The sequence below is a fragment of the Yersinia canariae genome (assembly GCF_009831415.1).
GTDB lineage: Bacteria > Pseudomonadota > Gammaproteobacteria > Enterobacterales > Enterobacteriaceae > Yersinia > Yersinia canariae.
In genome coordinates this window covers 2,705,730-2,718,300 of the sequence record NZ_CP043727.1, presented here as the reverse complement: position 1 = coordinate 2,718,300, position 12,571 = coordinate 2,705,730, and the positions used below count along the sequence as shown (strand labels likewise).

Sequence of the window (12,571 nt, the reverse complement as noted above, 5' to 3'; positions counted from 1 at the left end):
TAAACGTATGACAACTGTCGTAGGCATCCCCGTATCTAAATCTGTAGTGACCATGAGCAGCCGTGAAGTGGCTGGTTTGACTGGCAAGCGCCATTCTGACGTAAAACGGGACATTGAAGTCATGATGACCCAGTTGAGTGAAGATATGAGCATATTTGCTCAGACCTATCTCGACAGTATGAATCGCATCCAAACCGAATACTTATTAGACCGTGACCATGTTGAGTGCCTACTTGCCGGTTATAGCGCCGTAATACGTATGAAGGTAATTCGCCGCCTCCGGGAATTAGAAGATAAAAACAATATTCCTCAAACTCTCCCCGAAGCGTTGCGTCTAGCCGCTGATCTGGCAGAAGAAAAACAACAGCTTGAAAATCAGCTTTTGATTGCCGCGCCAAAAGTTGAATTTGTCGATCGCTACGTTCAGGCTACTGGCTCTATGGTATTCCGGAAGGTGTGCAAGCTTCTCAAGGCCAAGGAAACCGACTTCCGGCTATTCCTGATCGAGAATCACATCATGTACCGGCTTTCTGGTGAGCTAACTCCGTATCAGCAGCATATCGATTTAGAACGCTTCGAAGTTAAGACCGGCACCAGCACCGTCAATAATCACGCATTCACCCAAGCCAGATTCACTCCAAAAGGCGTTAAGTGGATTGGTGGCTTATGGGCTGAGTATCTTGCCAAGAAAGGTGCTGCATGAGGGCATTATTAACCCCGTTCATCCAGCGTGAACTTGGTGTTGTGATATTAAAGCCAGGTGCTGAGTTGCTGCCATATTTATCCGGGCGCTTGCTGGTGGCCACAGAGCCAGAGGAATTTAAATCACTTCCCGCTGGCCTGTTGCCGGTTACTGAGCAGCTTTTAGCTAATGATCCGCGCCTGTTGTCATTCTTTGAGCACGAAAGGGTGCTTAATGCTGCTGGTGGGCCTCGAGTGTTGGAGTCTTGGGTTGAACGGCTTAAAGGCTGTCAATGGCATGATCCGGATGATTCTCATGTTCAACATCTCACAACATTACGTTATGGCCAGTGCGCCATTCGTTTGTGCTGGCATCACGATAATAAGCTGAGAGAGCAAACCCATCCCCGTTTAAACCAACTGGCCACCAGCAATCTGATCACCTGGCTGATATCAATAATGTGCGGCTATTTCCGTTTTTCAGAGGGCCACCAGCTAACGATGCCGGAGCTGTGTTGGTGGGCAGTGGTCAACGAGGTTTCCGATCTACTCCCCGACTCAATTGCTCGGGCCAGTCTGCGGATGCTGCCAGAGGTGGTTAAGTCCGGCCCAACTAAAGAGAGTGATATCACCTGGGCACCCAATCCGACACAAATCATTGAAACCAAGGTGGAGCAGGTTAAGAAAGTGCTGGCGCTGAAAATTGATGATGAGCCACCCGCCAGTTTTATGCGTATCCCGAAGCGCTCCCGGTGGGTAAGCGCCAAGTGGCTTAAGTGGGTTAAATCCCAACAGTGTTGCGGGTGTGGCAGTTCTGCTGACGACCCCCATCACATCATTGGTTACGGGCAGGGCGGTATGGGTACCAAGGCCCACGACCTTTTCACTATTCCTCTTTGTCGTGGTTGCCACGATTCACTGCATGCTGATATGCGAGCGTGGGAAGCGGAGCATGGTAGCCAGATAGTGCTGTGGTTTCATTTTATGGACCGGTCAATCGGTATAGGGGCTTTAGCATGAGAGATATTCAGTTAGTTTTGGAACGATGGGGCGGCTGGGCTGCTAATGAAGATAATGGTGTTGGCTATTCCCCTATCGCCGCTGGCTTTAAAGGACTTTTGCCAAGTACCTCAAAAGCGCGATTGTCATGCTGTGACAATGATGGGTTGTTAGTCGATGCTGCGGTGGGTAGACTGAAGAAAGCTGGGCGAGATGAAGATTATAACCTGATTGAACAGCACTATAAAAAAGGGATATCAAAATCAGCAATGGCTCGGAAACAGAAATGCTCTGAAGGGAAGATTAGATTAAAACTCATGATGGCCGAAACTTTTGTTGATGCTTGCTTGATTATGGCTGGGGCCAAGTTAGAAATGGATGAGTGGACACATAATTCTAGTAGTGGATACATTTGACTATCGCCCTTCAAAACTATAACAAGGTGCTGCTACGGAAAATCTACTCGCTGGCGCTCCTAAATTCCCGCAGAGCGCAGCGTTATATGACACTAAGGAATCAAGTTGAGCGCTGAATTCGAAGTTACAGGTCTCTTTTACGAGTCGAATGGTTTCAAGTTAAGAAAGTATCTCGATCTAAAGCGGGTCAGCATCATTCTTGATGCCCCTGATCTCATGGTTGTAATGATGAACCCTGGTTCTTCTTTCCCTTTGGATGGTAAAGATAATAACTCCTTACCATCAGAGGCACGGCCAGACACCACACAACTACAGATTATGAAAGTTATGGATGCATTGAAGTTTAATTATGCACGAATTCTGAATTTGTCTGATCTTCGCACGCCTGATTCAGGCGAACTGTATCGTTTCTTGAAGTCCGATGAATGTAGTTTAGTAGAGCACTCCATTTTTTCGCCCAATCGTCAATCTGAGCTGGAGCAGCTTTTTGTCGTAGATGTACCGGTTATTTTTGGCTGGGGTGTAAACCAAGCTTTAGTTCCTCTAGCCAGGCTGGCAATAGAAGCTTTGCGTATTATTAACCCTCTCGGAATTTTAAAGCCAAACACTAGATACTCGTACTATCACCCACTGCCGAAAATCTACGCAAAGCAACTTGAGTGGGTTCAGCATGTAATAAGTCAAAGTCCTCGGACGTAGCAAAGCTGCGCCGTTGTTTGAGGCGTTCTGCTAACACCTAACAGCGGACTTCAATACCTGCACAGTTAAATGTCTGCAATTGGCACTAAGCTGTCAGGCCCGAGGGGCATGACGTCTGCTATCAGCTGTGAGTTCAACTGATGGACGCAACACACTTATTGAACCGTTCTGCGGGTGATTCATAGTCTAGCGTTTTTCTCGGTCTTTCGTTGAGCTGTCTGGCAACGCTGTTCAGTCTCTGCTGACTGTGAACCGATAAGTCAGTTCCCTTTGGAAAATATTGTCTGAGCAACCTGTTCGTATTTTCATTTGAGCCACGTTGCCAGGGAGATTGAGGATCACAGAAGTAAATCTGGATGTCTGTTGCTACAGTAAACCGGGTGTGGCTGGTCATTTCAGCTCCCCGATCCCAGGTTAATGTTTTATAAAGCTCAACAGGCAATTCCCGGGCTTGTCTGATGAGTGCAGATATAACCGTTATGGTCTTGTTGTCCCTGATTTTGGTCAACATAACAAAGCGGGAATGGCGTTCTACAAGGGTGACGATATAGGAGTTTTTCGAGCCCTGGATCAGATCACCTTCCCAGTGACCAGGTATGGCTCTGTCTGCGGCTTCCGGTGGCCTTTCGCTGATAGGTATCGCATTCGGGATTTTCCCTAATCCTTTCCCTTTAAGTGATGACGTTCGGGATCTACGAACCGCTCTTCCGCTTCTGAGGCATTGCTGCAGCTCTTTTTTTAATGCCCCCCGGGTTTGTATAAAAAGCGTTTTATAAATCGTTTCGTGTGACACATGCATTTCCTGATTATCCGGATAACAGCGTTTCAGCCAACCGGCGATCTGTTCCGGCGACCAGTCCTGATGCATCTTCTCTGCAATGATTTTACACAATGTGGGGCTTTCAATTAGCTTGCAAGGTTTTGGTCTCAGAGCATTTTCCCACGCAGCAGTATCGGCTTTTGCTGCACGGTATTGCCTGGCACCTCCATGCCTCCTGACCTCGCGGCTAATTGTTGAGGGTGCTCTTGATAATTTGGCAGCGATGTCCCTGATACTGAGTTTTGCTACCAGTCCTCTGGATATCTCCTCTCTTTCATCAAGCGTAAGCGCTAATCGATGCCGCTTTCGCACGGGAGGACGGTAGCCACCTGTCTGATGGATAGTGGGCATAATAGAAGAATGGTATCTGTCGAACATTCTGGCGATATCATGCAGAGAATCACCTTGCTTGTATCTGTCCCAGATAATCGCCTTTTGTTCTGGCGTGTAGTAAATGCGAGTTCTTCGTTTCATGGCAACGTCCCCCTTGATCAAGGATAGCGTTGCACCGACCCGTTGAACTCACAGCGAAGAGCGGAAGTTGGCAAAACAATACTACCATCACGGTATACTGATCTGCAGGGAGCAGGTCAATCGCCAAGCTAATATTTATCGTTTAGCTGCCTTTGATATATCAGCAAGTCCAGTTCGGGTGCCTCCCCGGATACGCGGGTCAACATTGCATGGACCTGCCCTCTGTGATGGGTTTGATGATTAAACCAGTGAGCCAGAGCAGACCAGATTACCTGCTGCTTAAGTTCTGGTGTTGAAGCCCGCCGGTAGGAGACTATGCCAGCTAAATCGGTTTCTGATAATCCTATGATAAAACCAACGATCTTTTTATCTTCTTCTCTTCGCGCCATTTCCAGACCGGGAAAATCACTGTTGAACAGTATCTGGTCCAGCCGATACCCTGTTTCAGGTAATGCGTTTAAACGATGTCTCCATATCCTGTCCGTCACTAGCATGTGATTCAGCGTCGCCTCGATAGACCCAAAAAAAGCGCCGCAGTTTTTACGGTAAGCATCTTCTCCAATCTTTCCAACGCTGGAATATAACCGTTCATTCGCCCAGGCGTTGTAGCCGGCTAGAATGTTGAAATGCATGTTGAGTGAACTCATAATTTCATCCATTTAAAAGAACAACCGTTTTAATTATAGTTGTGCATTTAGTAGCGCAATAAAGATACTCTGACCCGTTCCTTTTTAGTCAATGCTGTGCGGACTCAGTAATGTCTGCTCAGAGCGAAAAGCGGAAGTTGGCTAAGAAGCTTGCAAGGCTAGTGGGCTACAATGAAAGTATAAGTGAAATCATTGCGCAATTATCCATAAGGAACGTGACGTTTTAGCCAGCTTCAGACAATAGATTAAAAAAACCGCCTGACGGCGGCTGAAATCTGTTTTGGTAACGTGGATAATTATGTGGCTTTAACTATAGCCAAGACGAAACCATCCCATCCCTTTTCACCAACAGTTTGTATTGCTGTAGCTTCAAGTCGCTCGTCCTCCGAAATCATCTGAATAAACTCTCTCAGACCTCTCACGTTAGGATCCTCACTATCAGAATCAATCACATTACCGCCGCGCACAGAGTTATCACCCACAATTACAGTACCTTGCTTCGACAGTTTGATTGCCCATTCCAGATAATGTGGGTTATTCACTTTATCTGCATCGATAAAAATAAGGTCAAAGGGTGCTTTAAGGGTGGGTAAGACATCCAGTGCAGCACCAGTGTGAAGCTCAACGCGCTCAGTCAGGCCTACATTGTTTATATTCTGGCGCGCAACCTCTGCATGATGCTTATTAAATTCAATGGTAGTTACGATCCCATCTGGTGGTAAAGCTTTGGCCATCCAGATCGTGCTGTACCCTCCAAGCGTTCCTATTTCAAGAACACGTACAGCACGTGTCATTTGAATGAAGATGGCCAGCATTTTCCCTTGTAAGGCAGATACATCGTGTGTGGGTAATCCTTGATTTGCGTTAATAGCGAGAATGTATTTTAAATCTGATCCTTCAGGGACGAGCTTTTCAGCAAACCAGGCATCTACATGTGCCCATTTATCAGAATCTCGGGAGGGGTAATCTGGGATGCGCATATAGTTCTATTCTCCTTAAATGACTTATAAGAAGTTTAGATGCTATTTGTTACAGTTACTGGCACGTTAACGCCTGTTTAAAGGTTAAATCTAAAGAGCCAGCAATGTCCGCCTTTGGTACAGAGCGGACATTTCAACTTTGCCCTGATGCGGACATCTGAACTTAGCTTTGACAAAGTGTGTAGTGGCTCAATGATAATGTCTATTTGTGGCTCATTAGGAATGTCCAGGTTATAGTTTCAAACCTGTATGTCTAGTCAACGACTCACTTTTCCTGATGAGGAGTTTTCTGAGGCTATTCATGACGCCGGAATGTTCACCGTGAAAGAAATCAACCGCCTCAAAATTCTTCAGGATGTCATCGATCGCAACCTGCGTCCTGGCCAGGCTGCTGAAATGCTCGGTATTACGCCGCGCCATTGCAGCCGTCTGCTGAAACGTTATCGTCAGTCCGGGCCATTGGAGATGAATAACCAGAGTCGCGGCCGCACAGGAAACCGTCAGCTGCCCATATCACTGACTGAGCTCGCGCTTAATATTATCCGGGAACGCTACCCCGATTTTGGACCGACGCTGGCAAGGGAAAAGCTCGCTGAAAATCACGGTATTGTCCTCGGTAAGGAAACGCTCAGACGGCTTATGATAAAAACCGGACTCTGGGTCCCCCGCAAGCAACGTGCGCCAAAAATTCAGCAGCCACGCTATCGCCGGGCTTGCTGCGGCGAACTGATACAGATTGATGGTTGCGACCATCACTGGTTCGAGAACCGTGCGCCCGCCTGTACTGCTCTGGTCTACGTTGATGATGCGACGAGCCGCCTGATGCAGCTTCGCTTTGTTAAATCAGAATCTACCTTCACCTATTTTGAAGCCACGCGGGGCTACCTGGAAAAGCATGGCAAACCCTTGGCGCTATATAGCGATAAAGCCAGCGTCTTCAGAATCAACAATAAAAACGCCACCGGGGGCGATGGTTATACCCAGTTTGGTCGTGCGATGCACGAACTGAACATCCAGACTATCTGCGCTAATACCAGCTCAGCCAAAGGCCGTGTGGAACGGGCCCATCTGGCGCTTCAGGATCGCCTGGTAAAGGAGCTCCGGCTCAGGGGTATTTCCTCAGTGGATGCAGCCAATGATTTTGCAGATGAGTTTATGGCCGATTACAACCGGCGCTTTGCGAAAGCACCCCGGCATGATTTTGATGTTCACCGGCCACTTGAAACTGACGATGACTTGGTAGCGTTTTTCACATGGCGGGAACCACGCCGTGTTTCAAAATCCCTGACGGTGCAGTATGACAAAGTGCTTTATCTGATTGAAGATAATGAGTTAAGCCGCAGGGCTATCGGGAAATATATCGATGTCTGGCATTACCCGGATGGTCGTAAAGAACTCCGCCTTAATGGCGATGTTCTTCCCTACTCCACCTATGATCGACTCCAAGAAATCGACCAGGGCACTATCGTGGACAACAAACGCCTCGGGCGGACACTTGAATTTATCAAGCTTGTTCAGGATAAACGTGATAATAACCGTTCGCAGGCACTCCCTGCCGGAGATGACCCATCGCGGAGACGGAGAAAACCCACAGAGAAAAAATCCCAGCGCTCACTAAACGGCGACGATATGTTAGAAGCGTTGAAGACATTGCAGTCACGTTCTGAGAAAATTTTCGGTAAAAGGAAATAGCTTCAATGATATGATATACAAAGGAAAGCCCCGAAAAACCTCGGTAAAGTTCGGGTGTCACAGAACCCCGAACCGCTTCACGGCGTTGGAGGTGATTTTAGCCACTAAAAATTTGATTCCAAACACCAAGAAACCGAGTACCCAAAACGGTACAAAGGCACAGTATTACTTACACTGCACCTTTTAAAATCGCGTGATTTTTGAACTAATGAAAAGGTTCGACGGCATGAGTAAAAACAACTGGTATTGATAAGGTGAATTATGAATGAGCGAATGTTTATGTATCAGGGAATGATGAATACTTATAAAAGTATTGTTGAGAAAAATCATCAAAGTTACCTTAGGAATTGGCCATTACTTAGCAGTTCAATATCTGTACAAGTCGGTGGGTATGCAGGTACTGATATATTTATATTTAAGCATGTCGGTAGAATTAATCAAATATTTCATGAAAAGGGAATTGGTGATGATATTAACAAATCGGTAGTCAATGTGGATAAAATAACCAACGAAAATAAGCAAGAAGTAAGGTACCTTATCGAACAATATCTTGATCTGGATGATAAAGATGGTGTGTTGTTTTTATCCGTAGATATTCCTTTTCAAGAAGAATATTATCTATTAATGAAGAAGCATGAAAAAGTTATGGGCATAAAACCAAATAAAATATTTTTGAGTCACAAAAGTGCTAATAAAGATTTTGTCAGGAATGTAAATACATCCCTTAAATCAATTGGTTACTCAACGTGGTTCGATGAAGAGTCAATGAATGCAGGTGCAAATCTAAATAGAGCTATTATGAAAGGGTTCGCCGAGTCTTGCTCTGTTGTGTTTTTTATAACACCTGAGTTCAAAGATGAAAAATATATAGGAAATGAAATTGACCATGCTGTTGATGAGAAATTAAATCGCCCAGAAGAGTTTGAGATAATCACTATAGTTGTGGGCGACTGCCCAGTTCCTAAAATTTTAAGTAAATATGTATGGAAAAATGTAAGTACAGAAATAGAAGCCTTAACGGAAATTGTAAAAGCATTACCAATAAAAGTCAGAGAAATATATTAATTGGATAGTTTGGTAAGCACAATGACGTTATGCTAAAGAGGCCGCTGCGAGAATCTCTCCCGCAGCGGCCTTTTCAATATATAGACATTTCTAACGAGCCACCGATTAGACAATTCCATTGAGCTTTGACAAAGCTCAATGATAATGTCTATTTGTGGCTCATTAGAAATGTCCAGGTTATAGTTTCAAACCTGTATGTCTAGTCAACGACTCACTTTTCCTGATGAGGAGTTTTCTATGGCTATACATGACGCCGGGATGTTCACCGTGAAAGAAATCAACCGCCTAAAAATTCTACAGGATGTCCTCGATCGCAACCTGCGTCCTGGCCAGACTGCGGACATGCTCGGTATTACGCCGCGCCATTGCAGCCGTCTGCTGAAACGTTATCGACAGTCCGGGCCGTTTGGCATGAACAGCCAGAGTCGCGGCCGAACTGGAAATCGCCTGCTGCCAGCATTACTGACTGAGCTGGCGCTGAAGATCACCAGGGAACGGTATCCTGATTTTGGACCGACGTTGGTTGACCGAATCTCTCAAACTTGAAGCAACCCGAGGCATGTAATAAATCTGCGTAGCATCACGTTGAGCTGTTACTCCACTTATTCACACCAACCCTAACCCTACAGGTTTATTCATAAATTAGTAATCTGCATGTTTCACACTTTTCAAAAATGCTTTCATATTTTCATTCGGTTGCTCAATTTCGAAGTTACTTCCATATCGCTCTTGTAATTTTGGCCATAACTTACTTAATAACCCTCCCCTGCGATAAAATGGATGTATCCAAACGGTAGATAGGTACGGGGAATTTACATTTGAATTGTTTATTGTGACTAGCCCAACTAAACATTGTCGATAACCACTATTATCAATTGATTGTATTTCTTTGATGAACGGATACGCGATTACATTAATCCAGCCATTATCGGTTGTATCCCATTGCATTCCGTCATGACATTCCTTTGACTGATAGCGGCGTAAAGCTACACACGCGAGCTTCTGCCAATATGGAGAATTAATTTTGATCTCTTCATCATATGACGCGCCTACTGGAGCGGGTATTGGTCTGATTAATCCAGCATGGCATTCATCATAGAACTTCATGTCTGCCTCAAAAACGGTGTTTGCGTTGGTTTGCTCCATGTGCGAGCAATTCAAGAATAGCTCTGATAGTAGTGTGTCTACGCTGTACTCTTTATTGATTATTGTCGGCTGAGAGTTTTTCTTATTAAGGCCGCGAGTAACGGTTTTATGATCAATGTTAACAACATGGAATAATCCGTCGGGGAGGCTAGCAAACCACGATGGGGCATCTGACCAGAATAGTATGCCTTTTGTACCTCTTAAGCATTTAATTAAGTTAATACAGGCTTCTTCACTAGTTCTGCCGTTAATGTGAAGCAGGTTAGGAATAAAGTAATATTTATCCGTGTTGGGGTACTCAACTTCGCAAAATTTCTGTACACAGTCTAGTACCTGGGACCTACAGAAGTCATCATAGCTGGTAATAACTAAGGGGATATCCTCACTACTATTTTCATTATCAATCATGCAATCTATAGCGAGACTTACTGCTTTGCGTATCACTTCAGTTGAATCTAACGACTCTAAAAAATTTGTTTTGTGTGTGCGAATATCCATGTATGACCTGCGCTATTAAAATTCAAGAATGAACGGATTGTGATCTGGTTTTAACATAGTGCTTTTATTCGTTGCTACAATGATTTTTGCAACTATTGTACCAGGGCGGAATACAGGGCATGGCCCTTTAAACTAACATACCATGTGCCAGCAATGTCCGCTATTGGCACACAGCTGCCGTTCAAATGTTAGATATCTTGGTCATTTGGTGATGATGCTTAGGTATGTTGCGATCGGTCGCCCAGTAAAATTCACAAGAGGCGTCAAGTCAGATTCAGTCACGGCGTCGAACTCAGTACCTGACTGGGTATTGCAAAAGCATGTTCTGAAAAGGCTGTTTTTTTAAACTCCGATGGTTGTGGAGAATACCGGCATGCCTAAAAACGCAACATTGAATGGGTGAGATACCAGAAAAGGAGAGGAAGACGGGGCCGCGCGATCGCACGCCCCAAGAACAAAAGTGAGTCTGTACAGGATCGCCGATCACTCCTCGGCGGGTGGAGATGATTTTGGCCCCGTGAGCGTTTTAGACACTTCTTGGCTTATGAGACCGGCTGCGGTTAGCCAATGCAGAAACTCCAAGGATTGCCGGCTGTCATACATGCTCCACCTTAACAGGGAATGCTCGACGCCGATGATGTTAAAAATAATCAGTCTATACAGCTGTCTCAAGGCCTTCATCCTGGGATGAATGTCTTGAATAAAAGCGTCATAGTCTCCCGGGCTGCGTTCGCCGCCATAATGTGACAAGTCATTGCGCAGACCAGCGCATTTTGTGCAAAATTTCCGGAGTCGGTCAGGGTCAATATCGAAGGCCACCGGTAAAAGGACCTTATACAAGCGTTTCTCAAGCGGGGGCTCTGTGGCTTGGGTAAGCCGATCTTTTAACCAGTGCTTATCTTTAGAATTGAATTTAACTTTATCTTCGATTTCTGCCAGGATTCGCAGGCTTTTCGCGGCCTGTTTATCTGGCACTTCTTTCGCCGATGATAACTCGCTTCTGCGGCTTAGCGCCTCAAGTCCCCAGACCATGTTGACAAACTGATGCTCGAGATAAAGGTGCCGGTTTCTCACGGTACCAAGATAAAGATGAATACCTGGCCCCAGCGCTGCCCTTTTTAACAACCACGTATCCAGAAGGGCCCCAAACCGAGCTTTGATCTGCTCAAAGGAGAGCGCGTATTTACCGGTTGTTACATCATCCTCCGATAAGGACGACCAGGAAAAATAGCACTTGGCATGCAGGGTCTCGCTGCCTTCAGCCCATAAAAACTCTGGCCACTTAAAGGCATAGGTCGCGTTGATCATCAGGGAAATAAACTCCTGAAAACCCTTTAACCAGTTTAGAAGCACCTCTAAGGTTGTCACCTCATGATGCACATACTCGAAGCTGGTGCCGAGAGTCACATTAACATTCTGACTTCTGTTATGAGGATAAGACCCGGTGATGTGATTTTTGAGGCTCAGAGCGCCCTGGGTCAAGGACCACGATATGTCCTGTTTTTTTTCAACGGTGAGAGACCATATATCCTCAGACTGCTCTGACATATTTATGTTACCCGCCAGGTACCACTCTTCAAGGTCATGTAAGGGAAGACTGAGCCCCACTAACTTGTCGAGTGCTATGGGGTCGTCCGCAACAAAACAACGTACAGCGATAAGATTATAGAATATTTCCTGCCCGAGATAGCCAGCTCGAGCTTTCAGCTCGGTAAGCAGCACGGTTCTGCCCGTTTGCTTGAGCACACCCCGAATGGTTTTATTCTCAACGGGGGTCCAGCTAAAAATATCAAGAGACATCGCGTCTCCTGGGAGCTTTGCTAGCATTTCAAGCTGAATTTTCCCGTTATCCTCAATTGTCAGATGGCCAGGCACAGGCTTTTCGCTCTCTTCTCCTTCCCACTCGAAGAATCCTATTTCATCAATAATCATTTGATATTCTCCTAAGCCGGTACGGTATAAACTCGTCTGTTGCTTTAACATTTAGCAGCTATCAATACGCAGTTATAACTCAGGCACTTCGGGATCGGCATCTTAGACTTTATTTCATCATCGTTACTCTTCGAGAAAAACAACAGTGCCAGATCAGGTAACGCCGACAGGGATTTATTTCTTTCTCTGCGTTACCTGCTTTTTATATACTCCGAGTGATAATGCCCGCCATTGCCCAATTCGGAGGAAAAAATATGAACTAACATCACACCCAAACCGTCACTGACGTACTGGATACATTGAAGGCGTATCGCGACGATCTACATAATTCCGAGCTACACCAGCCGCACTGGCCACTACTGGAACGGTTGATTACCCATGAAACGCAAATGAGTCCCGTGTGGGAAAATATTGCGCGTCAGGGGCTCATTCGGTGTCAGCCCCAGGGAGTGACGGAAAACATTCCGTAATGCATAACTCATTAAACTGAAGACAGATGCCCCATTACTATGAACGTCCGCA

General features: G+C 45.7%; 12 protein-coding genes. 7 read left to right on the top strand and 5 right to left on the bottom strand.

Annotated features, from left to right (window positions below; genetic code table 11):
* The first annotated feature begins 7 nt into the window (after nt 1-7).
* The 4 genes from F0T03_RS12550 (at nt 8) to F0T03_RS12535 (ending at nt 2,795) form a co-directional block, all read left to right on the top strand.
* Nucleotides 8-703 (top strand): phage antirepressor KilAC domain-containing protein, encoded by a 696-nt coding sequence (locus F0T03_RS12550; RefSeq protein WP_159678700.1) that lies wholly within the window; start codon nt 8-10, stop codon nt 701-703.
* A complete protein-coding gene (locus tag F0T03_RS12545; protein WP_159678698.1) occupies nt 700-1,701 on the top strand; it encodes a DUF968 domain-containing protein in 1,002 nt (333 codons plus the stop codon). Before F0T03_RS12550 ends, F0T03_RS12545 begins: the two co-directional genes overlap by 4 nt.
* Nucleotides 1,698-2,096 (top strand): antiterminator Q family protein, encoded by a 399-nt coding sequence (locus F0T03_RS12540; RefSeq protein ID WP_159678696.1) that lies wholly within the window; start codon nt 1,698-1,700, stop codon nt 2,094-2,096. The genes F0T03_RS12545 and F0T03_RS12540 overlap by 4 nt, the downstream gene beginning before the upstream one ends.
* A gap of 105 nt (nt 2,097-2,201) precedes the next feature.
* Complete coding sequence (locus tag F0T03_RS12535; RefSeq protein ID WP_159678694.1) at nt 2,202-2,795, top strand: hypothetical protein; 594 nt, start codon at nt 2,202-2,204, stop codon at nt 2,793-2,795.
* 133 nt (nt 2,796-2,928) lie between these two features.
* Here F0T03_RS12535 and F0T03_RS12530 read toward each other — a convergent pair whose 3' ends face one another.
* The 3 genes from F0T03_RS12530 to F0T03_RS12520 form a co-directional block, all read right to left on the bottom strand.
* Nucleotides 2,929-4,089 carry an IS30 family transposase gene (locus F0T03_RS12530; protein ID WP_159677579.1) on the bottom strand — a complete coding sequence of 387 codons (1,161 nt, stop codon included), beginning with the start codon at nt 4,087-4,089 and terminating at the stop codon, nt 2,929-2,931.
* A 128-nt stretch (nt 4,090-4,217) separates the two neighbouring features.
* Entirely contained in the window at nt 4,218-4,748 is a 531-nt protein-coding gene (locus tag F0T03_RS12525) for a DinB family protein (protein WP_159678692.1), read from the bottom strand.
* Nucleotides 4,749-5,032: 284 nt separating this feature from the next.
* Nucleotides 5,033-5,716 carry an O-methyltransferase gene (locus F0T03_RS12520; RefSeq protein WP_159678690.1) on the bottom strand — a complete coding sequence of 228 codons (684 nt, stop codon included), beginning with the start codon at nt 5,714-5,716 and terminating at the stop codon, nt 5,033-5,035.
* 312 nt (nt 5,717-6,028) lie between these two features.
* Here F0T03_RS12520 and F0T03_RS12515 point away from each other — a divergent pair, with 312 nt between their 5' ends.
* The 3 genes from F0T03_RS12515 (at nt 6,029) to F0T03_RS12505 (ending at nt 9,019) form a co-directional block, all read left to right on the top strand.
* Complete coding sequence (locus F0T03_RS12515) at nt 6,029-7,408, top strand: ISNCY family transposase (protein WP_425511054.1); 1,380 nt, start codon at nt 6,029-6,031, stop codon at nt 7,406-7,408.
* A 261-nt stretch (nt 7,409-7,669) separates the two neighbouring features.
* Nucleotides 7,670-8,473 carry a toll/interleukin-1 receptor domain-containing protein gene (locus F0T03_RS12510; RefSeq protein WP_159678686.1) on the top strand — a complete coding sequence of 268 codons (804 nt, stop codon included), beginning with the start codon at nt 7,670-7,672 and terminating at the stop codon, nt 8,471-8,473.
* A gap of 237 nt (nt 8,474-8,710) precedes the next feature.
* Nucleotides 8,711-9,019, top strand: a complete 309-nt coding sequence (locus F0T03_RS12505; RefSeq protein WP_245000894.1) for a helix-turn-helix domain-containing protein — start codon at nt 8,711-8,713, stop codon at nt 9,017-9,019.
* 96 nt (nt 9,020-9,115) lie between these two features.
* On the opposite strand, the gene F0T03_RS12500 is transcribed toward F0T03_RS12505, so the two are convergent.
* Both F0T03_RS12500 and F0T03_RS12495 read right to left on the bottom strand, forming a co-directional pair.
* Nucleotides 9,116-10,117, bottom strand: a complete 1,002-nt coding sequence (locus F0T03_RS12500; RefSeq protein WP_159678684.1) for a hypothetical protein — start codon at nt 10,115-10,117, stop codon at nt 9,116-9,118.
* A gap of 483 nt (nt 10,118-10,600) precedes the next feature.
* Nucleotides 10,601-12,049, bottom strand: a complete 1,449-nt coding sequence (locus F0T03_RS12495; RefSeq protein ID WP_159678682.1) for a HEPN domain-containing protein — start codon at nt 12,047-12,049, stop codon at nt 10,601-10,603.
* Nucleotides 12,050-12,571: the final 522 nt, after the last annotated feature.

Excerpts from the sequence above, each read along its gene's own strand:
- F0T03_RS12550 (WP_159678700.1), top strand. The coding sequence starts at position 8 with ATGACAACTGTCGTAGGCATCCCCGTATCTAAATCTGTAGTGACCATG.
- F0T03_RS12545 (WP_159678698.1), top strand. The coding sequence starts at position 700 with ATGAGGGCATTATTAACCCCGTTCATCCAGCGTGAACTTGGTGTTGTG.
- F0T03_RS12540 (WP_159678696.1), top strand. The coding sequence starts at position 1,698 with ATGAGAGATATTCAGTTAGTTTTGGAACGATGGGGCGGCTGGGCTGCT.
- F0T03_RS12530 (WP_159677579.1), bottom strand. The coding sequence starts at position 4,089 with ATGAAACGAAGAACTCGCATTTACTACACGCCAGAACAAAAGGCGATT.
- F0T03_RS12525 (WP_159678692.1), bottom strand. The coding sequence starts at position 4,748 with ATGGATGAAATTATGAGTTCACTCAACATGCATTTCAACATTCTAGCC.
- F0T03_RS12520 (WP_159678690.1), bottom strand. The coding sequence starts at position 5,716 with ATGCGCATCCCAGATTACCCCTCCCGAGATTCTGATAAATGGGCACAT.
- F0T03_RS12515 (WP_425511054.1), top strand. The coding sequence starts at position 6,029 with ATGTTCACCGTGAAAGAAATCAACCGCCTCAAAATTCTTCAGGATGTC.
- F0T03_RS12510 (WP_159678686.1), top strand. The coding sequence starts at position 7,670 with ATGAATGAGCGAATGTTTATGTATCAGGGAATGATGAATACTTATAAA.
- F0T03_RS12505 (WP_245000894.1), top strand. The coding sequence starts at position 8,711 with ATGGCTATACATGACGCCGGGATGTTCACCGTGAAAGAAATCAACCGC.
- F0T03_RS12500 (WP_159678684.1), bottom strand. The coding sequence starts at position 10,117 with ATGGATATTCGCACACACAAAACAAATTTTTTAGAGTCGTTAGATTCA.
- F0T03_RS12495 (WP_159678682.1), bottom strand. The coding sequence starts at position 12,049 with ATGATTATTGATGAAATAGGATTCTTCGAGTGGGAAGGAGAAGAGAGC.